Origin of the sequence: Methylomonas sp. AM2-LC, from assembly GCF_039904985.1 — a bacterium.
In the GTDB taxonomy this organism is placed as follows: domain Bacteria; phylum Pseudomonadota; class Gammaproteobacteria; order Methylococcales; family Methylomonadaceae; genus Methylomonas.
Genome location: NZ_CP157005.1, coordinates 4080396 through 4105582 on the forward strand (window position 1 = coordinate 4080396; position 25187 = coordinate 4105582).

Sequence of the window (25187 nt, forward strand, 5' to 3'; positions counted from 1 at the left end):
GTTAGAATCTCATACTTTTGCAGAATACATGTTCTGACTTACCTATTGTTTCATTATAGCCTAGAGAATGAATGCCTTAACTATCAAACAGCTTAAAAAAACCTATAATAACGGCTTTGTGGCCCTAAAAGGGGTCGATCTCGAAATAGAACAAGGTGATTTTTTTGCCTTACTAGGCCCCAACGGCGCAGGTAAATCAACACTTATCGGCATTATTAGTTCACTGGTCACCAAAAGCAGTGGCAGTGTGTCTGTATTTGGATATGATCTAGATCAAAATACCAACCAAGCAAAAACCTGTATAGGCTTGGTTCCACAGGAAATCAATTTTAACCAGTTTGAAACTGTGGAAAATGTAGTCATCAATCAGGCTGGTTTTTACGGCATTCCCAAAAAACTTGCCAAGCAACGTACCGAAAAGTGTTTGCGGCAAATGGATTTATGGGATAAACGTGATACCGTCTCCAGACGCTTATCCGGCGGTATGAAACGACGTCTAATGATTGCCAGAGCCATGGTCCATTCACCACAGTTATTAATTCTGGACGAGCCTACTGCTGGTGTAGATATTGAAATACGCCGAGCCATGTGGCAGATGATGCAGGATGTCAATGCAGAAGGCACCACCATTATACTGACCACACACTACCTGGAAGAAGCCGAAAGTCTATGCAGGCACATTGCTATTATTGATGATGGACGCATTATAAAAAACGCACCCATGAGTGACTTTTTAAATACCATCAATATTGAACATTTTGTACTGGATACGGTGCAACCACTAAACAGCGCCCCTCATATTGACGGATATCAAATCGAACTGGCAGGCAGTCACTTGTTGAATGTTGCGGTCCCCAAAAATCTGGGGTTGAACCAATTATTCGTACAGCTTACACAACTTGGCATTAGCATTTCCAGCTTGAAAAACAAATCAAACCGCCTCGAACAACTATTTATCGACTTGGTACAATGAGCAATAGCATCGCGTTTTTAACTATACTCGGCAAAGAAATTCGTCGTTTTACACGAATTTGGCCACAAACTCTATTACCACCTGCCATTACTACAGCACTGTATTTTTTAATCTTTGGCAAATTAATCGGTAACAGGGTGGGCAGTGTGAATGGCGAATCCTATATGGATTACATTGTACCGGGCATTATATTAATGTCGGTCATCAGTCATGCTTATTCTAATGTAGTGTCTTCGTTTTACTCCACTAAATTTCAGCATCATATTGAGGAGCTTCTGGTTGCACCAGTACCAAACTGGATTATACTCAGCGGCTATGTTTGCGGCGGCATTGCCAGAGGCATTTTGGTAGGTATTGTGGTTGCAGCAATCTCTTTATTGTTTACTGAAATTAACGTCAGACACTGGGAAATTGCCTTGGCGATACTGTTATTAACTGCCACCTTATTTTCTTTGGCTGGTTTTATTAATGCGGTATTTGCGGACAGTTTTGATGACATTTCTATCATTCCCAATTTTGTATTAACACCCTTAAGTTATCTGGGCGGTGTGTTTTATTCAGTGAATATGCTACCCGGTATCTGGCAAAAGATCGCATTGGGAAATCCAATTTTGTACATGATTAATGCTTTTCGTTATGGATTGATAGGAATAAGTGATGTCGACATTCAAATGGCTTTTATTATGACTACCAGCTGTATTACACTGCTAACGGTGCTTAGCTTATGGTTACTCCACAAAGGTACAGGTATCAAAAATTAACTGACCCAACAAAAGCAAATTAAAACTGCATTTTACAAGATTTATACTTGAACTTTTAACGACTGCGCTTAATCTTATCAAGGCAAGAATCAAACGGAGAATTCAATGAATTTTGCTAACTTTTTTAATTTTATAGGTAAACCATACCGCATTACTTGCGTATTGATGTGTTTACTGGGCTTCCATGCAGCAGAAGCTAAATCTGAGGCACCTAAGGCTAATCAGTCAATAAAAAGACCCGATTTAGTCTTAGATTTACAAGCGGATAATTTACTGCTCGATTCCAACATGACTGGCAATAATCTAGTCATCAACACTAATATTGATAACGCCACCGACAATCAGCAACTCATCGTTGCCAACAAGAAAAAACAGCCGCTAAATCTCGGCTGCGGTATGGATGTATATCAAAATACGGGGCCAGACATATCCATTTCAAGCCGCTTAACGGGCGAGTGTGATCTTAAATACCACTATTAACTTCATAAACTTTCTCATACTTTCCATCACTACGTTAAAATTAACGCTTTACTTTATTCAGCGGCAAAACTGCACTATGAAATTATATGTTTTGTTATTCCTCTTCGCTGCTTTAGGCTTAAATTTTAAAGTAGCAGCCTCTCCTATCGAAATTCGTCTGGGCGTCATGGCTTCCGGCACGCTAGCCTGGGAATTGGCGGCCATGAAAAATGCAGGTTTACTGGATAACGCTGATTATAGTGTGCAACCCGTTAATCTGGCTAATCAACAAGCCGGTAAAGTTGCTCTACAGGCAGGTAGCGTGGATATCATTATATCTGACTGGATCTGGGTATCCAGTATGCGCGCCGAAGGTGCTGATTATACGTTTTACCCCTACTCCAATAGTGCAGGCGGCTTATTAACGCCAGCTGGCAGCTCCATAAAAACTCTGGCTGATTTGCAGGGTAAAAAATTAGGGATAGCCGGTGGAGAGCTGGATAAAAATTGGCTATTGTTACAAGCATTAGGCCAAAAACAAGGTTTGGATCTTAACAAAACGGTCGAAAAAACCTATGCAGCACCCCCGTTACTAAATCAAGAATTCAGTGCAAAGCACCTGGATGCACTGCTTACTTATTGGCAATTTGCAGCCCGTTTGGAAACGGAAGGCAATGTGCAATTGTTAAGCGGTGAAGAGATTATTCGCCAACTAGGAATTACTGACAGCGTTCCCAGCTTAGGCTATGTTTTTAAAGCCAGCTGGGGACAACAGAATAAATCCGCTTTACACAGTTTTTTGCGTAGCGCCAAACAAGCAAAAGAGTCACTATGTAACGATGATAATGCCTGGCAAAGCATTGCAAACCTGACCGAAACAACCACTGCTACAGCTCTGCAACAAACCCGCAGTCGTTATTGTTTAGGACTGGTAACGCAATGGGGCATCGCTAATCAGGAAGCGGCAGGCAAAATTTACCAATTATTGCACCAACTAGATACTAACAAACTCACTGCCAAACACCCGCAACTACAAACGGGTACTTTTTGGTCTATTGATTAATGCCCACAATCAGCCCTAATATCCGTCAGCAATGGCTGGCCGCTGTATCATTATTAGTACTATTGGGCTTATGGCAACTATTAGCTTTCAGCCTGCAAAGTAATACGCTACCGAGCCCAATTAAAGTAGCCAGTGTTTTCTGGCAAGCTCTGATTTCTGGGGAGTTACCCTATCATCTCGGCGTGACACTATTGCGACTGATTATGAGTTTCAGCATTGCTATGCTGCTGGGCTGTGGCATTGGTATTGCGCTAGGCACAAATCGAAATCTGGATGCCTTTTTCGATCACTGGTTGGTTATTTTTCTCAACATACCCGCGTTGGTTACGATTATCCTGTGCTATGTTTGGTTTGGATTACAAGAATGGGCGGCGATTCTAGCGGTTGTTATTAATAAACTACCCAATGTTGTGGTGACTATCCGTGAAGGCGCCCGCAGCCTGGATAAAGATTTGCTGGAAATGGCGCAAGCCTATCGATTGAGTAAACAGAAAACTTTTGTGCATATTATTTGGCCACAATTGCACCCATTTGTGATGGCTGCAACCCGCTCAGGTTTGGCTCTAATCTGGAAAATTATTCTGGTGGTTGAATTATTAGGTCGTAGCAATGGCATGGGTTATCAATTGCATTTATTCTTTCAATTATTCGATGTTGCCAGCCTGCTCGCGTATAGCTTTGCATTTGTAGTGGTCATTCAATTAATCGAACTAATCTTGTTAAGACCACTGGACAGAAAAGACCGGAGCTGGCGACGGTGACTAGCATAAACATCAATCTACACAATAAAACCTATCGTTCTGCACAACGCACACATACAGCCATTAGCGAGTTACAGTTCCAGGTAGCCGCCAACGAATTTGTCTGCTTGGTTGGCCCCTCTGGTTGCGGCAAAACCACGTTATTAAATATTATCGCCGGATTGGATACGCAGTATCAGGGACAAATTAATCTGGAAAACAACCTAACACAAAAAATTGGTTATGTGTTTCAAAACCCACGCTTGCTGCCCTGGCATACTGTACGCCGTAATATCGAGTTAGTTTTTCCAGACGCGCCACCCAAAGCTTTAATTGACAGTTTATTAGCTGCCATGCAAATTACTGAGGTACAAGATGTTTATCCAAACCAGCTATCACTGGGCATGCAACGCAGGGCAGCCATTATTCGTGCATTTGCCATCAATCCTGATATATTACTGATGGACGAGCCTTTTGTATCACTGGATGCACCAACAGCCAGACAGATACGTCAACTCCTGTATTCCTTATGGCTGCAACGTCCTCATACAGTGCTGTTTGTCAGCCATGATCTGCGTGAAGCTATTGCGCTGGCAGATCGTTTACTGTTTTTATCCGCAGCTCCTATGCAAATTATGGATAATATCCAAGTCAGTCTAAGCCGTGATGAACGTCAGGATGAGACTAAAATTGAATCTTTTCGCCAAGACTTGCTCAATCATTACCCCGCTATTCAAGCGCTGTTATAAGAGATGCCCTATGCCTATAAAAATATTCTGTAGCGTATTATTATTTCTCAATTTCGGCATGGCCTTGGCCGAAGTAGCCCCCGTTAAGCCTTTCATATCGGGGAGCTACCAAGAAATTTTGTCAGCCAATAAAGGCAAAGGTTTTATGCTGGCAATATGGTCTTTGGATTGTTCCAGCTGTATTAAAGATATGGAGCTATTAAACAGCTTACATAAAAGCCGTCCAGAACTAAAAATTATTCTAATATCCAGCGATGAACCAAGCTCTAGTTCAGAGATTCAAACCCTGTTGAATAAGCACCAATTAGCCAATGTAGAAAACTGGGTATTTGCTGACGACAACAGTCAGAAACTGCGCTACGAAATTGACTCCAGCTGGTATAGCGAATTACCGCGCACTTATTTCTTTTCGGCCAACCAACAACGCGACGCTGTGAGTGGAGCATTGACAGCCGAAGACTATAAAGCACACTTGGATAAGATGAAAATTTAACTCTGTCCATTATTAGCTAAGTTTTAATGACATGCTAAAACAATGTCAGCAATGCCTTTCAGATTTAAACTTCAGGCACTTGGTACGCTGAAAAACGACTATTGTGCTTAGGGAAGGACACGATAATGTGCGCAGGCTTTTACCACTTTGCCTGCGGTGTTAAAGTAAAACACTTCGGCTGCAAAACCGCTGACGCCCTGATAGTAAATACAAATACTGTTTACGCCGATCAATGTATTTATTAATTCAAAATGCAGCCCGGGATACAGTGTCAGGGCTTTTGCCCAATAGGCAGCAACCGCTGTTTTTCCAGACAATGTTCCTGATGCTACTCCAGTAAGTTTATTGATGATAGGAGATGTCATTTCAAAATCATCACTATAATGAGCCAATATACGATCAAGGTTATGAGCATTCCAGGCCGCGACCCATTCACTGGCAAAATAATCTGCAAAAGCTTGATCCAACATAATGATATCTACAAAATTAAATGAGTTTTTATCTGTGTAGCACAAAAACAATTTTCAAGTTAGGCGAGTATAGACTTATTGTAAAAAATAGAGCAAAAATGCACACTGCTCACCTACTAAGGATAGAACGACACAGGTTTGAGACAACCTCAGGCTCATCAAAATTATGCTGTGCCGAGATAGTCAACTATGATACATTATAAATTATCATAAAAACCCGCCAAATATTAGGATAAATAAGCGGATATATTTTATTTAATTCTGACTACTATTATAATAAACCGTGTTTATCATCATAAAAAGAATCCCCGCGGATATTGCAATCCAAGATCTTGAGCAATTTGTTTTGCCTATTATTCAATCAGAGTTTTCGACTAAACACGGTGCATTGAAATCTTTACAAATTATAGAACTCAATGATAAAAAGGGGCATCCGGTAGAACGCTACGGGCTGATTAGAATAGCCCCTGATAGCATAGTGACACCTTTAATCAAAAGCCTGACGCATGGCACATTACACAATTCTCGCTTTGTAATTGACCAATACTTTGTCAGACACTGGCATAATGATCGTCGTGCGAACAAAACCCAGCACCTGTCTTATACCCATAATAAAAGAAAAGAAGAGCGGCGGCGCTTAGATTTGAAAAGAACAACTTTGCATGAAAAACTATTTGTTCCTCATTCAGAATAACGCTATTAGCTGCCTACTGTTACACCGTTTAGTAAATTAAGTCTGTTTTTTGCTGAGAAATAGCCTCCGCTTATGGTATTTTAGCGCAAATTAAATGCGTTGCAGTGGCAACATCACAAATAGGATTAATTGCAAAACCATGGGTGTACAGGAAAATTTTGAACAACTCCCGCTAAAGGACTTCACAGAAAAAGCATATCTGGATTACTCCATGTACGTCATTCTGGACCGGGCTTTGCCACATATCGGCGATGGCCTGAAGCCAGTGCAACGCCGCATTGTTTACGCAATGTCGGAACTGGGTTTAACTGCGCTGGCTAAATATAAAAAATCTGCACGAACTGTCGGTGATGTATTGGGTAAATATCATCCGCATGGAGATTCTGCCTGCTACGAAGCTATGGTTTTAATGGCGCAGAATTTTTCTTATCGTTATCCATTAGTCGATGGACAAGGCAACTGGGGATCACCTGACGATCCAAAATCTTTTGCGGCCATGCGCTATACCGAATCACGCTTAACTGCATATGCACAAACTTTACTGAGCGAACTGGGTCAAGGCACAGTCGACTGGGTAGATAATTTTGATGCCACTTTACAGGAACCCTCTTTATTACCTGCCCGCTTACCCAATGTATTACTGAATGGCACCATGGGAATTGCGGTGGGTATGGCTACCGATATACCACCCCATAACTTACGTGAAGTAGCCAATGCATGCTTACAATTACTAGATGCACCGGAAACACCTTTACAAGAATTGCTAACCCATATTAAAGGCCCCGATTATCCCACCGATGCTGAAATCATCACCTCCAGCGTTGATATTCAAAAAATGTATCAAACCGGTAATGGTTCAGTAAAAATGCGTGCCAAATATGAAATGGAAGATGGCACCATTGTAATTACAGCCCTTCCTCACCAAGTATCCGGAGCAAAGCTTCTGGAACAGATTGCCGCGCAAATGCTGGCAAAAAAATTACCCATGATTGATGATTTACGCGATGAATCGGATCATGAGAATCCAACCCGCCTGTTAATAATTCCTAAATCCAAACGCATTGATGTTGAAGCCGTTATGTCACATCTGTTCGCCACCACCGATTTGGAAAAAAGTTATCGAGTCAATCTAAATATGATCGGCTTGAATGGCAAACCGCAAGTTAAAAATTTGCTGCAAATTCTCAGCGAATGGTTGAGTTTCCGTACCGAAACCGTGCGTCGGCGTTTACAGCACAGACTGGATAAAGTACTGGCGCGGTTACACATTCTGGAAGGTTTGCTGATCGCATTTTTAAATATCGACGAAGTGATTGCCATTATTCGCCAAGAAGACCACCCTAAACCCGTATTGATGGCGCGTTTTGGCATTACCGATATTCAGGCTGAAGCAATTTTGGAACTGAAACTACGCCATCTAGCCAAATTAGAGGAGATGAAAATCCGTGGCGAGCAAGATGAGCTGGAGTTGGAACGACAAGCGCTGGAGAAAACTCTGGGATCAGAACGTTTACTTAATCGGCTGATACGCAAAGAAATTGAACGTGATGCAGAAAAATATGGCGATGCGCGCCGCTCACCCATTGTGGAACGCCTCGCGGCACAAGCCCTGGATACCACCGAATTAATCAGCAACGAACCCGTTACCATCATTCTATCGCAAAAGGGCTGGATTCGTGCCGCCAAAGGTTATGATATTGAGGTTGAAAGCCTTAGCTATCGCGCCGGTGATGCCTATCTGGCAGCGGCGAAAGGCCGCACTACGCAACCGGCTTATGTGCTGGATTCCAGTGGTCGTGTTTATAGTATTACTACGCATGATTTACCTTCGGCACGCAGTCAGGGCGAACCCTTGACTGGGCGATTAAACCCGCCTGCCGGCAGTTTGTTTATTGATGTCTTTACCGGCCAAACAGATGATTGGGTGTTAATGTCCAGTACAGCAGGTTATGGTTTTCGCGTACAGTTAAAAGAGTTTTTGACCAAAAACAAGGCAGGAAAAGCGGTATTAAGCTTGCCGGACTCTGCAAAAAGCTTGCCCCCCATACCGATTCCACAAGCAGACAGTCTACTGGCCGTCGTGACATTGCAAGGCCGCTTACTGATATTTCCAGCGCAGGAATTACCTGAACTGGCCAAAGGTAAAGGCAATAAACTGATTAATATCCCAGCAGCTGATCTGGCTTCCGGTCAGGATGCGGTAACGGCCGTTATAGCGTTTAGCCCGACAGGTGAATTGAAAATTGTGTCTGGAAAACGCTACCTCACTCTAAAAACAGCAGATATTAGCGTTTATCTGGGAAGCCGAGCCAAACGAGGCACTCTATTACCACGTGGCTTTCAAAAAGTAGATGCTTTAGAAGAAGTTATTTAAGCGAGCTTGGCTACAAAGTTAAAGTTTCGAGAATAACAATTACAATCAGCTAGAGAGAACAAATGCATAAACATTTAGAACGCGTCAGAGAGTTTCACGATAAATTTGGCATTGTCCAAGCTCTACATACTGAGACAACACATCTTGCGGATATAGATATCGTGATGCGTCAGGCTTTGTTAATGGAATGTGGCAGCGAAACCTGCAAAGCCCTTGCTATTGCTGATAATACTCAGATTCTGGCAGGATTAGCAGACTTGGCTTATAACGCTTTGGCGGCTATCGCCTGCCGTGGTGATGATGTGCAAAATGTGTCTGTTGCCTGGCGTCAAGATGGTTCTATACTGACAGTGATGCGCTTAGTGTCGGAAAAAATACACCTGTGCTCCTCTGGGGATACAGTACATTATTCAGTACTCTATACGTTATGCGAACAGTTAGCACGCGGGTTTATTAATGCCGACTTTGATCTGGCTATACAGCTATTGCATGAGCATATCATGACACAAGCCTCAAAAAGCAGCTCTCAACCTGTTGAACAGCATCTGCAACAGGAAATCTTAGCCACTACGCCAGATTTAAGCACGGCGTTTTACGAATAAACACTTGGATTTACCCCATGACGGAGCATTCTTATACGCTAGGTTTTATCGGTATCGGCTTAATGGGAAAACCGTTGACCTTACGCTTATTGGCTGCCGGATTTAAAGTCAATGTCTGGAATCGTAGTGCGGAAAAACTCAGTGCAGTGATTGCTGCGGGAGCTAATCCATGCGCTTCTGTCAGCACATTGGTTAAAGCTTCTGATATCGTCATTTTATGCTTGTCGGATAGTCAGGCTGTCAGCGATATTGTGCTGTCTGAAATTGTTACTTCTGGCAGCACTGATAAACTACTGATCGATTTATCCAGTATTCATCCAGAAATCACTCGACAATTAGCCGAACAATTATTACTAAGCTGTGGCATGCGCTGGGTAGATGCTCCCGTCTCTGGGGGCACTAGCGGTGCAGAACAGGGCAGTCTGGCGATTATGGCGGGTGGAAATATTGCTGACATTGCCATTGCGCGTCAGGTGCTAAAACCGCTGTATAGCCGCCTAACGCATATGGGTGGCATAGGCAGTGGGCAGACTACTAAAATATGCAACCAGATGATTGTAAGTTGCAATGTGCTGGTTATTGCGGAAATGTTAGCACTAGCTGAACAGGCTGGCGTTGATGCCAGTAAGATCCCTGAAGCATTGGCAGGTGGCTTTGCCGACTCCAAACCCTTGCAAATTGTCGGCCCCGAAATGGCACACAGGCAGTTTAGCCCTGTAAAATGGCGAGTAAAAACGCTATTGAAAGACTTGCAAATGGCGGTGGATTTATCCGCGCAGCATTCCAGCGCCACCCCGATGTCTGGATTGGCGACACAGTTAATGCAATTACATGCCAGCCAGGGGTTTTCTGAGCAAGATCCCTCGACATTAATCAAATTGTATACGCCGAATTAATGTTACGTTTTAGCGCCAATTTAAGCTTATTATTGACTGAATATGCTTGGCTAGAGCGTTTTGCAGCGGCTAAACAACAGGGCTTTCAAGCCGTAGAAATCCAATTTCCCTATCATCTCCCTGTTAAGCAATTACAAAATGCATTGCAAAGTAATGGTTTGCAACTGGTTTTATTCAATGTGGATGCAGACAACCTATTACACGGTGGCGAAGGATTGGCCGCAGTTCCGGAAAAACAAGCCGAATTTAAACAGGCGGTAGCACAAACTGCAGCCTATGCTGAACTTTTGCAACCCGTTGCCATCAATGTACTATCGGGGCGTTGTCTGGATAAGAATCGACTGACAACCTATCTGGACACGTTTAAACATAATTTGCGTTATGCTACAGAAGTCTTTGCAGAATTGGGAATAAACACGGTATTTGAAGCGATTAACAGTGTCGACATGCCGGGATTTATTGTAGACAGTAGCCAGCAAATGTTGGAAATTTTAACCGAAATAAACCACCCCCGTTTGGGCTTACAATATGATATTTATCATATGACACGGATGGGCGAAAACTGTCTAGCCTTTCTACAGACACATATGGATAAAATTACCCATATACAGTTCGCCGATTGTCCGGGGCGTGGAGAGCCTGGGACGGGTGACATTGACTTTGCCAATATATTTGCCTGCATTGCTCAATCGACTTATAAAGGATGGCTAGGCGCTGAATACAATCCTACAACAGATAGCCACTCCAGCTTTAACTGGTTAGCGGCTGCAACACAAACAAGCGCTGCGGTTTTATAATAATCAGTACTATAATTAGAGAGTTTTAACCATGTCCACCCATAATTTTACCTTACATCATGCCAGTCTTATCGTTGCTGACACTGAAAAGTCTTTACGGCTTTATCAGGATGTATTAGGCATGCAGCGTATTGAACGCCCTGAGTTAGGTTTTCCCGGTGCTTGGTTACAAATTGGTGCGCAGCAAATTCATTTGCTGGAACTGGCCAATCCTGACCCCATCAGTGGCAGACCTGCACACGGAGGTCGTGATCGGCATGTAGCCATGCATGTGGACTCTATTGATGCCTTACGCGCTGATTTGGACGAAGCTGGCATTGCTTACACGTTGAGCATTTCTGGACGCAAAGCCTTATTTTGTAGAGATTTGGATGGTAATGCGCTGGAATTTATCGAACGCCCTGCTTAATTATTATGTCCAGCCGACTAGTTTATGGCATTTTGGCAATTTGTAGTACAGCCATGCTATTGTTTGTCGCTGGTTTTATTGTTTTTCAGTTGCATTTAAGCCTGTTGACGACCCTGTTTTACAGCGTAGCCGCTAAATTACTGTTATTAGCATTTGCATTGTTATTACTGTCGGGCATGCTGGTTTTAATAACTGCCTTAGGCCGAGAAGTGCGATCTTATTTTCGCCACGAGGCATCCGCCCTTCGCCGGGTGCTGGCGATGCAAACGCAAACACAACAATTGGCCCAGCTTAACTATTTTAAAAATAGGCAACTGAGCTATTTTAGCCAATTTAAACGCCAAAAGCTGTTGGCTGCTGATGACAAAAAACAATTACGCCACTTATATCTGGCAATTCATCAGGAACTACAATCAGTAAAGCACAACATTCCACACAGCCATTATCAGAACATGTATAAAGCGCTACGCCAATATCATCAACAGGCTGATGCTAAAGCTATGCTGTCCCTACGTGAGCAAATACCGTGTCCCTGATTACACAATGGCTAAATAACGGACTGGCATTCTGGCGTCGTAGCCGCGACGAAAATCTACACTGGCAATTAGGCCGTCAACAGGAAATTGCCGAATTAAGACACAGCAAAGCATTGGCAGAACAAGAGTTGGCAGCAAAACTGAGAAAACATGCTCAGCAATTAGCACATGAACTGGCAATCACTAAAGCCAGAAACAACAATGAATTGACCATGGTAAAAATTCAATGTAAACAGGATTTAAAGGATTACCAACAATATTTACAGTCGTTGGAAAAACTTAAAACCTCTTTACGTGAAAGTTATACACATTTGCCGGAAGCAGTGGCTTATACTATTCATCACCACGCCAAGCAGCTACTGAACAAAATGTGGGATGCTGAAGATAGCCGCGAGAAAATCAAGTTTGAAATGCAGCTACTGCAATTTATGACCGCCGTACATGAAGATAATCAAGCATGTTTGCAAGGCACAGGCAACGAGAATTTGCCACAAAAAGCCTTGGCAATTATTGATGCCGATATGGAAAAATAGTTGTTTATGATTAATATCGCGGATATTTATCCCCAATTCCTGTGGATAACTTTGTGACCAACCCGTGACAAATGTAGCTAAATAACTGGTTTTATTAAACTGTTTTTAGATTGATTAAAATTTGGTCAACGCTTAATACTATCCCCGTTTCTTTGGCGATTTTATCATGGCAAATTCAATGTACATCAATAGCATACCCCCTATTATTCGTAGCCTGAGCAATTTACGCGCTATAACTGGCAAAAGCCGCCGCTCATGCGACCACCCAGAAAATTGACCTAGTTGTGCTGATCAATTCCCGCCTTTACCCGGACATGTATCCCTTATCCCGACAAGTACAGATCGCAACCGATGTTGCAAAAGGTTCAGTCTCGCGACTTGCGGGCGTGGAGCCGCCCAAGTACGAAGATAACGAAGCAAGCTTTACAGAACTGATCGCGAACATCGACAAAACCATTGCCCTGCTTAATTCTTTTAAACCCGAGCAGATTGATGGCAGTGAAGATAAAACGATTGCTGTTCCGTTGCACGATAGAACGCTGAACTTTACCAAACAACCCAGTTAAGGTATGGCTCTTGAACTTCAGCCGATTTGTTAACGGTGGCTTGCAAGTAAACAGAAAAGTTATTTAATTTCCGCTAGTAAAGTTTCTCGTTGATCGTCACTGTCCAAGAATTGTAAGGCGATAGCCATAAACTCGTCCTGAATACTTTCAAATGCCTCAACCACCAGGGGATCAAAATGTTTGCCCTTGCCTTCTTTTATCATCGAAATAGCTTGTTGATGAGAAAATGGTTTTTTATAAACGCGTTTACAGATTAAAGCATCATAAACATCTGCCAATGCCATCAAACGGGCAGATAATGGAATTTGTTCGCCAACCAGGCCATTTGGATAGCCGCTACCATCCCATTTTTCATGATGATACAAACAAATCTGGTGGGCATATTGCATAAAAGGATTGAGGCCACTTTGTTTTGCAACGGATAAAATGATGTTGGCACCTATTTGAGGATGAGCTTTCATAATTTCGAATTCATCACTTTCCAGGCGGCCCGGTTTAAGCAAAATATGGTCACGTATTCCTACTTTACCTAAGTCATGAAGCGGTGCTGCTTTATATAACAGTTTAATAATTTCATTTGTTAACTGAGATTTAAATTTAGGGTGCTTTTTAAGCTCATAAGCTAAGGCTTTGATATAGTTTTGGGTACGCTTAATGTGCGCTCCAGTCTCGGGGTCGCGTGAATCGGCCATAGAGTTTAAACTTTCAATAATCCCTTCATGAGCATTAGCAATGGTCAAAGCCATTTCCTTAGCTTGATTATGCTTGCGGGCATATTTTAGAATCGCAAAGATTAATAATGAAAACAGGGTCATAATCACAGGTAATGCTGGAGATATTATAATACCCGTCTGGATTAGTAGAAGTTGTGACCCTAAAGCAACCAGCAATATTTGTAACACCGGAATCAGAACTAACTGTTTTGGATTTGCGTTTGTCAGGGTGAAAATCAAACTAAGGCCTAAAATTACGGATATCCCAAATTCCAAGACCAGTGCCTGATCGGGTCTTTGTAAAAAATCTTCTCGAAGCAGATTATCAACAGCGGTTGCATGAAATTCGACACCCAGAAATTGAGCGGCATAAGGCGTTGGTCGAAATTCATGCAAACCAGCTGCCGAAAAACCTACAAGTACAATTTTACCGACTAATCGATTAACATTAACTTTGCCTGAAAGTAGGTCAAAAGCAGAAATTCTTTCAAAAGATTGTCCAATTGGAAATTTCAATCTTAAATTACCTTTGCTATCCAATGGGATCTGTATATTTCCTGCCTGTAACAATAATCCAGTTTCACTTGGAGACAGAATAAAATGATCGAGTGATTTGGCAGTTAAATAAGTTTGTAAGGCCAAACTGGGATAAAGACGGTTTTTATAAGCAATGACCATAGGTATTTTACGATAGATTCCGTCACTATCAGGTGTGGCATTTATAAAACCGCTAGCAGTTGCCGATTGTTGTAGTATGGGGATATTGCAGAGTGCATTTTCAGCAGTTTGTAAGCTTAGTGATGATTGAGTTTCGCCGCCAGCCGAAAACCATGCGCCAGTAGCAGACCTTGGTTTGCAAGCATGCTGTGTAGTCTGATCGAAGGTAAACAAATACCCCATTACAAAAGCGCCAGACTTTAAGCTGTTAGCGAGAATGACATCGTTGTTTCTAAGAGACTCTTGAATATTATCCAGCGAAAAACTTTGGTTGAAATCACGCTCTAAAACGTTATGAATTTCAGAGGGTGATGTTCGATCACGTTCAATAAATAACGCATCAACACCGACAGAAGCCGGAGCCGATTGCCGAATCGCATCGAGTAGCTTCGCTACCTGATACCGTGGCCAAGGCCATTGACCATAGCTAGTCAGGCTTTTTTCATCAACTTCAACAATAACAGGAAAGGGAGTCGGGCTGGTTTTAGGCAGCAGACCTACCTGTATCGCAATAACGGCATTATTAATCTGCTCAACAACTGTTTTGTAGGTTAATCCAATGGTCAGTGATAATAATATCAGCACCAAACTAATCAGAAGATTTTGCAGTCGTTCTTTTGCAGATGAGCGGTAAATAATCTCTGATTCTAGCCAACCCTCCTGATTAGCCGTATTTATGGATCGCAAAGCGGGCTACCGAATTTCCACTTCTACTCTTCGATTACGCGCCTCGGGTACATTATCGTCCGTAGGTACTGCAGGATCGTTTTCACCATAATAGCGGATATCCATACATTGACTTGAAATGCCGTTAGCAATTAAAGTTTTTGAGACCATTTCAGCGCGTTGTAACGAAATACCGCGATTACTCTCATTATCTCCCACTCGATCACTATGTCCTATGACACTCAGATCGCAAGAATGCCGTGACTGAATCGCCGCAACTATTGTTTCAATCTGAGATTTTGCCTCAGTAGATATATCTGAACTGCCAGTAGAAAAATACAAGCTAAAGTGTTGCGGTGGTTTTGGTTCCTTGGATAAAATGCCTGCAAACTGCTTTTGAATATCCTGTTCGCTTAATACGACGGGTTGAGAAGGCGCTTCTTCTGCTATAGTTAATTGGGTACTTTCATTAGTTTTTGATAATAAAGTGGTACCACCTTGCGTGGTTACAGAAACCTGCCCAACTTTACCACCTGGATCGGGCACCAAAACTACGGTTGTACTGCTACAGGCTTCCAACATAATACTAAGAAAAACTAAAAAAGCTATCCGGATTATCATTATTAATCTCCACTCACTTCATTAAAATTAAAGTGGTTATTTAACATCAATCAAAATCTTGGTTCCACGCAATCCCAGCGTAGCGGTTGGAGTTTTAAATTGAACAGAATCAGGTGATATCCTGCCGATAGCACCTGAAATAAAAGCCACAGAGCCTTTCATTACGCGGGATAAAAAAGAAACTTTGTGTTCTGAGGGATTAAATAGAAAATCGTCCAAAACTAATTTGCCATCAGGTCCCAGCGTTAATACTGCGCCATCACTAAAAATAATACCTACCGCACCTTCAGAGTCGGTTATCAGGGTATCGCCTTTAAAAATCTCTGCATCAGGGTGGAGTTCTATTTCAATTCCTTGCCGAATGACATGTGCTATGGGTGCATGGGTTTTTACTAACCCAATGCGTACGTCGGCTACTGCCTTGGTAGAACAAAATGACAGCAGTACAATTAAAAGAATATGTATATGGGCTACAGACAAGTAATGTATCTTATTTGGCATCTGAATTTTCCATGCTTTAAAAGTCTGATTTAATAAGTCGTCAATAAAATATTGAATATATATTAATATAGCAGAATACTAGTTTAAATGTTAGATACGCCTAATGAAAAAAAGCCCGTGTAGCCGAGATTAGCGCCAGCGTAATCACTAAAGCTTTCTCCTGCAATTTCAATGGCCTTGTCTATTGGCAATATTAATTTGATGAGGGTTAAACCGGTTTAATTTAGCAAACAGAATGACCGATAACTTATTTCTGCGACCACATTGGCACTAATCGTTACTAAGAGCTTCCTGATGCGCCAAAATCCAGCTCGATAAAGACAGCTTTCCGATTGTTGTTTGTCATTAAGCCGAAATTTTAAATGACAAAATACGCGAACAAAGACTATTGGCCATAGTGAAATAAAAAAATTCAAAACCACGCTATCGTTATAACCCATTCATAAAATCAAAATCCAGCTGCAATTTTACGGGATTTCATTCTTAAGGGATGTTCGACAAAACTATACGTTAGGTGGCTTACAATCAATACCATTAGTATTAAAACAATCGCAGCAATTAAAGACTCGTTAACAGATAAATCGGGTGTTGAAAATCCATTTATTACATTTTCCGGTTTTTTAAGTACAAATCTTAAAAATTGATTCACTATCCATATCATAGCCATGTGCGACATATATAAAGTGTAAGAGATAGTGCCAAACCAGGTTAATATATTTAACCGTAAGATACGCTTAATTACGCCTTCTTCAGATGAAACAATTGAAAATATTAGCAGGGAGCATAATAAAAAAAACAGAACACCATTTTCTGCGCCATCGCCCTTGAAGACATAAAAAATAAGCATGCAAGCGACTGTTAGGGTTACATAAACAGAGCTTATTTTATAGTTGAGTATATTGGCTGCATAGGCGGTACAACAGCCGATGGAAAATCCAGCCAGACATCTAAAGATAAAAACATAGCTAAGATGCTGTGTATTATCCACCGATAAATTAGCTAGCACTAGGATAGAAATAATGGGAATAAGCGCAAAAATAAAAATTTTGAGCTTGCCTAAATACCTAACAATAAAGCCAAACAATAGATACATATAAAATTCTACACTAATAGACCAGGATGGCCCATTAAAGCTTAATTGATTACCATCAAAACTAAGCACCTGTATTAATAATAAATTTTCAAAGAAAGCTTGCCAGCCACTATCGGTAAAGGCTTGATTGTTTGGCGCAGAAACACCATATTTAACCTGCAATACGTATTTAATAATCTCAACGGCAAGAAAGAAAAATAGAAATATAAGGTGGACTGGATATAAACGCCCAAAGCGTAGAAACTGGAAACGAAAAACTTCCTTAAGACTTGTAAGTTTTTCAGCATAAGCCGTGTAGATAACAAAACCGGAAAGCACAAAAAACAAATCCACCATGGAGGCTGCCGCGCCAATATTATCAGCATTATGTAGTATAGGATTCCAAGCTGGAATATGACCGTAAAAAACTTCAAAAGCGGCAATGCCTCTAATGCTCTCTAATTCTTCAATCTTTGATTTGCTCGATGGTTTAAGAACAGCGTTTATACTTTTATTCATAATAAGTTCTTTCAAAAAGTGTGCAGGTATTTTTTATCTCTGGCACTAAAACTGGACAGCGGATTAACTCGGTGTGTAGTTACAAATTAAGTTAACATCGATTTTAATTGCGCCAAGCTGGCTTTGCCTCGTAATTTAATTTCTTCCGCAGGCAATTGTTTTTTATTCAGCCATTCCAGATCTTCTTCCGGCAATTCGTTTAAAAAACGGCTGGGTTCGCATTCTGTTAATTCCCCATACCGTTTGCGGTGGGTACAATAACTGAATGTTAAGGTTTTTTGAGCCCGGGTAATGCCAACGTAAGCCAACCGGCGTTCTTCTTCAATATCGCCGGTTTCGATACTGTTTTGATGCGGTAACAGATTTTCTTCCATGCCAATTAAAAACACATGTGGAAACTCCAGCCCCTTGGCGGCATGCAAGGTCATCAAACTAACCTGATCACCCGCTTCTTGTTCTTGATTACGTTCCAAAATATCCATCAGCATTACTTTGGCTATTACCTCTGCCAGCGATTTAGATTCACCACTATCGTTACTGGACATGCGTTGCAACCATTCCAACAGTTCGTAGACATTTTTCAATTTGCGTTCAGCTGATGCCTGGGTTTTACTTTGCTCTTGCAACCATTGCGCATAATTAATTTCATCTATCATGCTGTTTATGGTTGCAAACACATCTCCTTGCTCAATTTTAGTGTTCACGGCCTGCAACCAATCACAAAATTTACGCAATCTTTGCACCGATTTTTCAGATATTTTTTGTTGTAAACCTAATTCGGAACAGGCTGCAAACAAGCTGATATGCCGTTCATTTGCGTAGGCTCCCAATTTTTCCAGTGTAGTGGGACCTATTTCACGACGCGGCGTGTTGATCACTCTTAAAAACGCGGCATCATCACTGGTGTTGACCAGTAAGCGTAAATACGCCAGTACATCTTTAATTTCAGTATAGGCAAAAAATGAAGTGCTGCCACTGATAAAATAAGGCACATTGTTTTCGCGTAATTCCTTTTCGAACAAACGCGATTGGTGATTGCCTCGATACAGTATGGCATAGTCACCATAAGAGCCAGCAGTTTTGAAGCGATGATGGATAATTTCAGCCGTAACCTGCTTGGCTTCGTTTATATCGTTTTTATGACTTAATACCCGTAACGGATCACCAAAGCCTAGTTCACTCCATAACTTTTTTTCGAACACATGCGGATTATTAGCAATTAAATGATTAGCCACTTTTAATATACGCCCTGCGGAACGATAGTTTTGTTCTAGTTTTATAATCTGCAAACGACTGTAATCTTTTTGCAATTGCGCCAGATTTTCTGGTTGTGCACCGCGCCAGGCATAAATAGACTGGTCGTCATCACCCACCACTGTAAAACGTCCCAGATTACCCGCCAAGGCTTTAACTAGCTGATATTGGGTAATATTGGTATCCTGATATTCGTCTACCAACAAATAGCGGATCTTATTGCGCCATTTTTCTTCCAAATGCGGATGTTGCTGAAACAGGGTAACAGGCAACCAGATCAAATCGTCGAAATCTACTGCGTTATAGGCTTTTAAGCTGCGATTAAAGTGCTGATACAGTACTGCGGCTATGTGTTTTTCTGGGCTATCGGCTGACAATAATGCCTGTTCTGGATTAATAAACGCATTTTTCCATTGCCCAATCTGCTGATTATACTTTTCCACCGCATCAATATCTGCGTTGTCAGCACTATGTGCAATTAACTGCTTTAACAAACTCAACTTATCTTGTTCATCAAACAAGGTAATCGCGGCTTTGTAACCGAGTGTTTTATGCTCTGCACGTAAAATATCCAAACCCAAGGCATGAAAGGTAGAAACGCGTAGCCCTCTACTTTGTTTATCATCCAACAAGCGACTGACCCGGCTTTTCATTTCACGCGCCGCTTTATTGGTAAAGGTTACCGCTGCAATATGTCTGGCTGGAATACCCTGCTGAACTAAATACGAAATTTTCTCGGTAATCACGCGGGTTTTGCCACTCCCGGCCCCGGCCAGAACCAGTAGCGGCCGGTCTATAATCTTAACTGCGGCCTGTTGTTGAGCATTGAGTTTATTCATTGAGTCACTACGGTGTAATAAGGGGCGTGATTGCATCAAACTCTGAAATTAGAGCAATAACAAATAAAGCACAACTTAACTTAGCGTGATGGACTTGGCGTCTGCAAATAGCAGCCAGTTTATTCATATCAGCAAATTTGTATGTAATAATGTGCTATCACTAGCAATTCTTTTATTCAATTTCATATGAGTGTTGCTTTTAACACCCAGCAGGTTAAATTGTCTTTGGATATCATTAACACAGCTCGACATCTGTAGTTAGTGTATCAAAACAACTAAAATAATACGGAGCAATGTGTGCCAGCCACCCTGCAAATAAAACTATTCGTGATCGGGTTGCTTCTGATCAGTCTTTTTTTTCAAAATGCGTTTGCAGACAATATCTCACCATTGTATAAACCTGCACAACATTTAAGTGCCAAGGATTTAGCCGTCATTGTCAACGATGCCGATGCGTTAAGTGTGAAAATTGCTGAGTACTACCAACAGCAACGCGGTATTCCTGCAAGCCAAATGATTCATATCCGCTTTTCACCCAATGAAGCCATTTTATCAAAACACGAATTTGAAAAGCTAAAACAACAGGTAGACGATAACACGCCCAAACATGTTCAAGCATTTTTACTCACCTGGTTAATGCCTTTCCGGGTAGAGTGTATGTCGATTACAACCGCATTTGCGGCAGGATTTGATCCCGCATTTTGTGCAGAGGGTTGCGTGGAAACCCGTAAAAGCCCTTACTATGGAGCTGAAACTGACAAACCTTTTAACACCTATAAATGGCGCCCTACCATGGCAATTGGCGGCAGCAACTTTAATGATGCCAAAAAAATTATTGATAACGGCATTGATGCCGATTATTCACACCCTCAAGGCACCGCTTATCTGTTAAAAACATCCGACCCCGTACGTAACTCGCGCGCAGTAGCGTTTCCAGCCATTGCTGAAAAGTTTGAGAATTTTTGGCCTGTGGATTATATGGAACAGGACTTTATTGCGGGCCGCACCGATGTAATGTTTTACTTTACAGGTCTGATTACTGTTCCACATCTTGCCGAAAATCGCTATTTACCAGGTGCCATTGCTGATCATCTAACCTCTTCGGGAGGTGTGATGTCTGGCAGCAATCAGATGAATATTATGGAATGGCTAAAAGCGGGGGCAACGGGTAGTTATGGTGCGGTGGTTGAACCTTGTAATTTCCCCGCAAAATTTTCTAACCCGGCCTTAATATTGTATTTCTATCTACGCGGCAGTAGTTTAATAGAAGCCTACTGGAAAAGTGTTTCAGAACCCGGACAAGGTATTTTTGTTGGAGAACCCTTAGCTAAACCGTTTGCCTATCTATCGAGCGACAAAGGAAAATCAGATTAAATATGTACAAAATGGCTGGTATCTGTTTTTAAGCCATTACTTAATAAAAAAGAAGGAATATATTCACCACCAGCAGCTATTTCCCTGATGACCTTTAATAATTTTTCAGGTTCAGTATCTTTGGTTAAATATCCAGAAGCACCTGCCTGTAAAGTTAACCTGACAATTTGCGGATCATTATGCATACTAAGTACCAAAATAGGCAGTTTAATGCCTATAGCCCTGATCCTAGCTATTAAATCCACCCCATTTGGTTCGGGCATAGCCATATCCAAAAGCAAGATGTCGAACCCACCCAGCCCCAGCTGTTCCAGTACTTGTGCACCGTTAATAGCAATACCCGAAACAAATATGTCTCCTGCCCATAGGAACAACTGTTTTAATCCCTCTCGCAGGATATCATTATCATCGGCCATCAATACTTTAATCATAATAGTTTAACCAATATTTAATAGCTGTATATATGCGATTTTCAAATCAGGATACCAGAATTTTACTTATAGTCTAGAGGCTAGAGTGGGAATAATTAAAAAAAGAATAATTCAATGTGTTATTTTTTAAAAATTTGTGATAGTCATCTTAAATTATAAGCTTTTCCAAGAAAAGATTGCATGCTTATTAGCTGCTAGTTCAATGACTTATATGTAAATAGCTTTATAAAAAAATCAGACCTCCGAGCCAAGCTTGTCGTAGCTATACCACTAGATTTTTTAATCACTCACCCAGTTTTTCAAAATACCAAACAATACCTAACAGCGTCTGTAACGTTACAATTGTTAAACTTTCCGGTGGTTATGTCTGAATGCCTAAAAACTGTATCGAAAAAAGCACACAAAGCTGAACCCCTTTACCGGGACTGGTATTGACAGTCAGCTTTCCACCCAACATCAACACCCTCTCTTCAATACCTATAAGCCCAAAGGATCCGAGTTTATGTGCAGCATAAGGATCAAAACCTTTGCCGTTATCCGTAATTTCTAAAAGGTAATCACTTTCCAATCTTACCAACTTCACCGTCACTTTAGTGGCTTCAGAATGTTTGGCAACATTAGTGAGCGATTCTTGTACAATACGAAAAATAGCGGTGGAATGACTATCATCCAAAGCAAAATTTTTACTTTCGGGTATATGCAAATCACATTGAATACCTGATCTTTTACAAAAATCCTCAACCAGCCATTCAAGTGCATAAACAATACCCATATCCAGTACAGCCGGCCTTAAAGCGGCGGCCACGTCACGCACCACTTGAATAGTTGCATCAACAGCAAGCAGCATTTCTTTGACTTGATTGACCAATTCTGGGTTATCTTGTCCAAAACGCAAACGCAATCTGGCAATATCCATCCTCAAAGCCGTTAAGCGTTGCCCAAGTTCATCATGCATCTCTCTGGCTATACGCTTCCGTTCGTCTTCACGGGTTTCTTCCCGCTGCGCACTTAGAGCGCGTAATTGAGTGCGGGACTCTTCCAAATGTCGTTCAGTGGCTTTTAATTCAGTAATATCTCGACTAATACTTAATATGGTAGTTACATTGCCGTAGTTATCAAACTCTGGTACCAGATAGGTAGCGAAATACATTATTTGTCCTGCATTATCCATGCGTTGCACTTCCAACACATCCAATCTACCCGTGTTGATAATCGTATTTAAACGCTGGGTATATTCTTCTGCACTTGGACTCAGCATACTCCAGAATTCCATGGGTGTCTTACCAATCACATCGACAGTCATGGCTTCCGATAAAGACAAATAAGCTGGATTGGTGAAGATTCTTCGACATTGATTATCGTAACGGATAATCGCATCGGGTGAGTTTTCAACCAAGGTACGCAACTCGACTGCTTGCCGGGTTAATTGGGCTTCCATGCGCTTACGTGCCGTAATATCTTGCATAATAGTGGAAGTAAACTCGGGATTTCCTGCACCATCTCTATGCAACACCAGTAGCAGGGCAACCGGTATTTCGTGTCCGTCTCGATGTAACAGTGCTGAATCGCTACGCCATATTCCTTGTTGTAACAATTTGGGAAAGCCGATTTCCTTCAATTGTTCCACCGCCCATGCTGGATGCATATCGGCAATAGTCATACCTGACAAATCTGCACTTTCATCTAAACCTACCATGCATCTTGCTGCACGGTTATGATACAAAAGCTTACCTTTTAAATCTGCACTACCAATAAAATCTGCAGATTCTTCAAGAATATCTAGTAAACGCTGTTTTTCTAACTCAATCCGCTTACGCTCACTAATATCGGTTACATCAACCAGACAAGTGCGTAAACTACTATCAGCAATGCTGGCATCTATGTTTACCCAAATATTTTGTTCGTTAATGCGCAGACATAATTCAAGTGATTGTTTATGCTTTGCGGTAAACACATTTTCTAAAAACTGTTTAAAAAGAGCCCGATCATTACTGATAACGTAATTAATGAAACGTTGTCCAATAATTTTAAAACGCTCTCGATTGAGTAGATTTGCGCCCCGAAAATTAGTCTGATAAATCAGACTTTCTCTACCGAGAATAAAATAAGCAGTCGGCGCAAAATCAAACAATGCCGTATAGCGTTCCAAAGCCATTTCTGCAGTAATACGTGCCTCTCGCAACGCTTCGTTCTGCTTCTCCAATTTAAGCCGATAAACGTGTAGCTCATGCAGTAAACTGTATTCATTACTAAATACACCGGATAATTCCATTGACTCGGTGTTTGATAGAAATTTTACGGACAAGCGTTGCTCTACGGATGGTAATTCATGTGGAGTTTGCATATGGTTCGTTTGTCCACCTAACCATGACCAACCTGATTTTTTGGCCTTACGTTTAAATCGACTACCATATAGATTTAAACACAATTTAATTCGTAACAGTAATTCTCCAGTATGTATTGGTTTACAAAGATAATCTTCCCCTCCCGCAGCAAAACCATCGGGTAACTTCTGCATCTCATTATAGGTAATCATGTATATGACTGGAATAGATTCAGTTTCGATATCAGACTTTAAACGACGACATACCTCGCTTCCTTTTATGTCGGTCAATGTAATTTCCAACAAAACCAGATCAGGTTTTAGCAAAATTGCCTGACGTAAACCTTCTTGACCTGATTTTGAAACGACAGCACGAAAATTTTGCGATTCCAAATTCTTGGCAATGAGCTGCTGTTCATCGATATCCTCTACGACGATCAGAATTAATGGCATGATAGGCAGCGCATAAAGATCCGGTGCAGAAGATTGATCTGAAATAATCTCGGAATGTTTATTCATGCTTTACTTAACACCATCGCAAATTGTTGAAAAAGAGACTGGGTACTCAACCCAAATTTTAATTCTTTAAAATTGGTATCCAAATCAAAACAATTTTTCAAATTGCAATCCGTGCATACTATTAATCACTCAAATTGTGAGCGGTATAGGTTTAGCTAAAAACTCTACCTAGCACTAGATTCGTCAGTAGGTAACGAAATCAGATCACTCAAATTGTTCATGGCTCGACACTTTTGCCAGTATACATCTTTGCGATGCAGTACAACCAACGAGGCATGGCGACTTAACTGAGCTTCTAACAGTATAAACCCTTTATCGATATGGCAAAAGAGTCGCTTTAATCTTGAACAGCTTAGAAATAAATATAAATTAATTTACGGAACACAAACAAATAACTGACTAAATCGTCTATTTGCATCAATTTTTTTGAAGCACGATATCGAGTCGTTCCTGTTTGTCTCAAAACCAGCCAATTGTTATGTTTCGAACAAAGGATTTAGGCGCTAATTTTAATACTCATCCG

The 25187-nt window shown here is 41.3% G+C and carries 25 protein-coding genes; 17 read left to right on the forward strand and 8 right to left on the reverse strand.

Going from position 1 to position 25187, the window contains the following annotated elements:
* The first annotated feature begins 67 nt into the window (after window positions 1-67).
* The 7 genes from ABH008_RS18130 to ABH008_RS18160 all read left to right on the forward strand — a co-directional run bounded on the left by ABH008_RS18130 (window position 68) and on the right by ABH008_RS18160 (window position 5238).
* The gene (locus ABH008_RS18130) at window positions 68-973 is read left to right on the forward strand and encodes an ABC transporter ATP-binding protein (protein WP_347987016.1); all 906 of its coding nucleotides are present in this window, start codon (window positions 68-70) and stop codon (window positions 971-973) included.
* Window positions 970-1734 carry an ABC transporter permease gene (locus tag ABH008_RS18135; protein WP_347987017.1) on the forward strand — a complete coding sequence of 255 codons (765 nt, stop codon included), beginning with the start codon at window positions 970-972 and terminating at the stop codon, window positions 1732-1734. Before ABH008_RS18130 ends, ABH008_RS18135 begins: the two co-directional genes overlap by 4 nt.
* A gap of 105 nt (window positions 1735-1839) precedes the next feature.
* Window positions 1840-2214 carry a hypothetical protein gene (locus tag ABH008_RS18140; RefSeq protein WP_347987018.1) on the forward strand — a complete coding sequence of 125 codons (375 nt, stop codon included), beginning with the start codon at window positions 1840-1842 and terminating at the stop codon, window positions 2212-2214.
* A 76-nt stretch (window positions 2215-2290) separates the two neighbouring features.
* Window positions 2291-3256 (forward strand): ABC transporter substrate-binding protein, encoded by a 966-nt coding sequence (locus ABH008_RS18145; RefSeq protein WP_347987019.1) that lies wholly within the window; start codon window positions 2291-2293, stop codon window positions 3254-3256.
* On the forward strand, window positions 3256-4017 hold the full coding sequence (locus ABH008_RS18150; protein ID WP_347987020.1) for an ABC transporter permease: 762 nt from the start codon (window positions 3256-3258) through the stop codon (window positions 4015-4017). Before ABH008_RS18145 ends, ABH008_RS18150 begins: the two co-directional genes overlap by 1 nt.
* A complete protein-coding gene (locus ABH008_RS18155; protein WP_347987021.1) occupies window positions 4014-4745 on the forward strand; it encodes an ATP-binding cassette domain-containing protein in 732 nt (243 codons plus the stop codon). Before ABH008_RS18150 ends, ABH008_RS18155 begins: the two co-directional genes overlap by 4 nt.
* A gap of 10 nt (window positions 4746-4755) precedes the next feature.
* Window positions 4756-5238, forward strand: coding sequence for a hypothetical protein (locus tag ABH008_RS18160; RefSeq protein ID WP_347987022.1), 483 nt, complete (start codon window positions 4756-4758; stop codon window positions 5236-5238).
* 107 nt (window positions 5239-5345) lie between these two features.
* On the opposite strand, the gene ABH008_RS18165 is transcribed toward ABH008_RS18160, so the two are convergent.
* Complete coding sequence (locus ABH008_RS18165) at window positions 5346-5708, reverse strand: nuclear transport factor 2 family protein (RefSeq protein WP_347987023.1); 363 nt, start codon at window positions 5706-5708, stop codon at window positions 5346-5348.
* Window positions 5709-5991: 283 nt separating this feature from the next.
* Here ABH008_RS18165 and ABH008_RS18170 point away from each other — a divergent pair, with 283 nt between their 5' ends.
* The 9 genes from ABH008_RS18170 (at window position 5992) to ABH008_RS18210 (ending at window position 13115) form a co-directional block, all read left to right on the forward strand.
* Complete coding sequence (locus ABH008_RS18170) at window positions 5992-6402, forward strand: hypothetical protein (protein WP_347987024.1); 411 nt, start codon at window positions 5992-5994, stop codon at window positions 6400-6402.
* Window positions 6403-6541: 139 nt separating this feature from the next.
* Window positions 6542-8776, forward strand: a complete 2235-nt coding sequence (parC, locus tag ABH008_RS18175; RefSeq protein WP_347987025.1) for a DNA topoisomerase IV subunit A — start codon at window positions 6542-6544, stop codon at window positions 8774-8776.
* Window positions 8777-8838: 62 nt separating this feature from the next.
* A complete protein-coding gene (locus tag ABH008_RS18180) occupies window positions 8839-9378 on the forward strand; it encodes a nucleoside triphosphate pyrophosphohydrolase family protein (RefSeq protein WP_347987026.1) in 540 nt (179 codons plus the stop codon).
* Between the two features lie 17 nt (window positions 9379-9395).
* Entirely contained in the window at window positions 9396-10274 is an 879-nt protein-coding gene (locus tag ABH008_RS18185; RefSeq protein ID WP_347987027.1) for an NAD(P)-dependent oxidoreductase, read from the forward strand.
* Window positions 10274-11071 (forward strand): TIM barrel protein, encoded by a 798-nt coding sequence (locus tag ABH008_RS18190; protein ID WP_347987028.1) that lies wholly within the window; start codon window positions 10274-10276, stop codon window positions 11069-11071. Before ABH008_RS18185 ends, ABH008_RS18190 begins: the two co-directional genes overlap by 1 nt.
* A 31-nt stretch (window positions 11072-11102) precedes the next feature.
* Window positions 11103-11480: a VOC family protein gene (locus tag ABH008_RS18195; RefSeq protein WP_347987029.1), complete on the forward strand. Its 378-nt coding sequence runs from the start codon at window positions 11103-11105 to the stop codon at window positions 11478-11480.
* 5 nt (window positions 11481-11485) lie between these two features.
* A complete protein-coding gene (locus ABH008_RS18200; RefSeq protein ID WP_347987030.1) occupies window positions 11486-12016 on the forward strand; it encodes a hypothetical protein in 531 nt (176 codons plus the stop codon).
* Window positions 12007-12549 carry a hypothetical protein gene (locus ABH008_RS18205; protein WP_347987031.1) on the forward strand — a complete coding sequence of 181 codons (543 nt, stop codon included), beginning with the start codon at window positions 12007-12009 and terminating at the stop codon, window positions 12547-12549. The genes ABH008_RS18200 and ABH008_RS18205 overlap by 10 nt, the downstream gene beginning before the upstream one ends.
* A gap of 284 nt (window positions 12550-12833) precedes the next feature.
* Window positions 12834-13115 (forward strand): DUF1993 domain-containing protein, encoded by a 282-nt coding sequence (locus ABH008_RS18210; protein ID WP_347987032.1) that lies wholly within the window; start codon window positions 12834-12836, stop codon window positions 13113-13115.
* 59 nt (window positions 13116-13174) lie between these two features.
* Here ABH008_RS18210 and ABH008_RS18215 read toward each other — a convergent pair whose 3' ends face one another.
* From ABH008_RS18215 to rep, 5 genes are all read right to left on the reverse strand, one after another.
* Window positions 13175-15232 carry a CHASE2 domain-containing protein gene (locus tag ABH008_RS18215; RefSeq protein ID WP_347987033.1) on the reverse strand — a complete coding sequence of 686 codons (2058 nt, stop codon included), beginning with the start codon at window positions 15230-15232 and terminating at the stop codon, window positions 13175-13177.
* 6 nt (window positions 15233-15238) lie between these two features.
* Entirely contained in the window at window positions 15239-15832 is a 594-nt protein-coding gene (locus ABH008_RS18220) for an OmpA family protein (RefSeq protein WP_347987034.1), read from the reverse strand.
* 36 nt (window positions 15833-15868) lie between these two features.
* Window positions 15869-16333 carry a hypothetical protein gene (locus tag ABH008_RS18225; RefSeq protein WP_347987035.1) on the reverse strand — a complete coding sequence of 155 codons (465 nt, stop codon included), beginning with the start codon at window positions 16331-16333 and terminating at the stop codon, window positions 15869-15871.
* A 448-nt stretch (window positions 16334-16781) separates the two neighbouring features.
* Complete coding sequence (locus ABH008_RS18230) at window positions 16782-17924, reverse strand: acyltransferase (RefSeq protein WP_347987036.1); 1143 nt, start codon at window positions 17922-17924, stop codon at window positions 16782-16784.
* Window positions 17925-18010: 86 nt separating this feature from the next.
* The gene (gene rep / locus ABH008_RS18235; protein ID WP_347987037.1) at window positions 18011-20017 is read right to left on the reverse strand and encodes a DNA helicase Rep; all 2007 of its coding nucleotides are present in this window, start codon (window positions 20015-20017) and stop codon (window positions 18011-18013) included.
* Window positions 20018-20314: 297 nt separating this feature from the next.
* Here rep and ABH008_RS18240 point away from each other — a divergent pair, with 297 nt between their 5' ends.
* Window positions 20315-21391, forward strand: coding sequence for a TIGR03790 family protein (locus ABH008_RS18240; RefSeq protein WP_347987038.1), 1077 nt, complete (start codon window positions 20315-20317; stop codon window positions 21389-21391).
* Here ABH008_RS18240 and ABH008_RS18245 read toward each other — a convergent pair.
* On the reverse strand, window positions 21388-21822 hold the full coding sequence (locus ABH008_RS18245) for a response regulator transcription factor (protein ID WP_347987039.1): 435 nt from the start codon (window positions 21820-21822) through the stop codon (window positions 21388-21390). The two genes, ABH008_RS18240 and ABH008_RS18245, sit on opposite strands and share 4 nt — an antisense overlap.
* Window positions 21823-22183: 361 nt before the next feature.
* Window positions 22184-24664, reverse strand: coding sequence for a PAS domain S-box protein (locus ABH008_RS18250; protein WP_347987040.1), 2481 nt, complete (start codon window positions 24662-24664; stop codon window positions 22184-22186).
* Window positions 24665-25187: the final 523 nt, after the last annotated feature.

What these genes read in the sequence shown, in the direction of transcription:
- ABH008_RS18130 (WP_347987016.1), top strand. Translation starts at nt 68, where the DNA reads ATGAATGCCTTAACTATCAAACAGCTTAAAAAAACCTATAATAACGGC.
- ABH008_RS18135 (WP_347987017.1), top strand. Translation starts at nt 970, where the DNA reads ATGAGCAATAGCATCGCGTTTTTAACTATACTCGGCAAAGAAATTCGT.
- ABH008_RS18140 (WP_347987018.1), top strand. Translation starts at nt 1,840, where the DNA reads ATGAATTTTGCTAACTTTTTTAATTTTATAGGTAAACCATACCGCATT.
- ABH008_RS18145 (WP_347987019.1), top strand. Translation starts at nt 2,291, where the DNA reads ATGAAATTATATGTTTTGTTATTCCTCTTCGCTGCTTTAGGCTTAAAT.
- ABH008_RS18150 (WP_347987020.1), top strand. Translation starts at nt 3,256, where the DNA reads ATGCCCACAATCAGCCCTAATATCCGTCAGCAATGGCTGGCCGCTGTA.
- ABH008_RS18160 (WP_347987022.1), top strand. Translation starts at nt 4,756, where the DNA reads ATGCCTATAAAAATATTCTGTAGCGTATTATTATTTCTCAATTTCGGC.
- ABH008_RS18165 (WP_347987023.1), bottom strand. Translation starts at nt 5,708, where the DNA reads ATGTTGGATCAAGCTTTTGCAGATTATTTTGCCAGTGAATGGGTCGCG.
- parC (WP_347987025.1), top strand. Translation starts at nt 6,542, where the DNA reads ATGGGTGTACAGGAAAATTTTGAACAACTCCCGCTAAAGGACTTCACA.
- ABH008_RS18180 (WP_347987026.1), top strand. Translation starts at nt 8,839, where the DNA reads ATGCATAAACATTTAGAACGCGTCAGAGAGTTTCACGATAAATTTGGC.
- ABH008_RS18185 (WP_347987027.1), top strand. Translation starts at nt 9,396, where the DNA reads ATGACGGAGCATTCTTATACGCTAGGTTTTATCGGTATCGGCTTAATG.
- ABH008_RS18190 (WP_347987028.1), top strand. Translation starts at nt 10,274, where the DNA reads ATGTTACGTTTTAGCGCCAATTTAAGCTTATTATTGACTGAATATGCT.
- ABH008_RS18195 (WP_347987029.1), top strand. Translation starts at nt 11,103, where the DNA reads ATGTCCACCCATAATTTTACCTTACATCATGCCAGTCTTATCGTTGCT.
- ABH008_RS18200 (WP_347987030.1), top strand. Translation starts at nt 11,486, where the DNA reads ATGTCCAGCCGACTAGTTTATGGCATTTTGGCAATTTGTAGTACAGCC.
- ABH008_RS18220 (WP_347987034.1), bottom strand. Translation starts at nt 15,832, where the DNA reads ATGATAATCCGGATAGCTTTTTTAGTTTTTCTTAGTATTATGTTGGAA.
- ABH008_RS18225 (WP_347987035.1), bottom strand. Translation starts at nt 16,333, where the DNA reads ATGCCAAATAAGATACATTACTTGTCTGTAGCCCATATACATATTCTT.
- ABH008_RS18230 (WP_347987036.1), bottom strand. Translation starts at nt 17,924, where the DNA reads ATGAATAAAAGTATAAACGCTGTTCTTAAACCATCGAGCAAATCAAAG.
- rep (WP_347987037.1), bottom strand. Translation starts at nt 20,017, where the DNA reads ATGAATAAACTCAATGCTCAACAACAGGCCGCAGTTAAGATTATAGAC.
- ABH008_RS18245 (WP_347987039.1), bottom strand. Translation starts at nt 21,822, where the DNA reads ATGATTAAAGTATTGATGGCCGATGATAATGATATCCTGCGAGAGGGA.
- ABH008_RS18250 (WP_347987040.1), bottom strand. Translation starts at nt 24,664, where the DNA reads ATGAATAAACATTCCGAGATTATTTCAGATCAATCTTCTGCACCGGAT.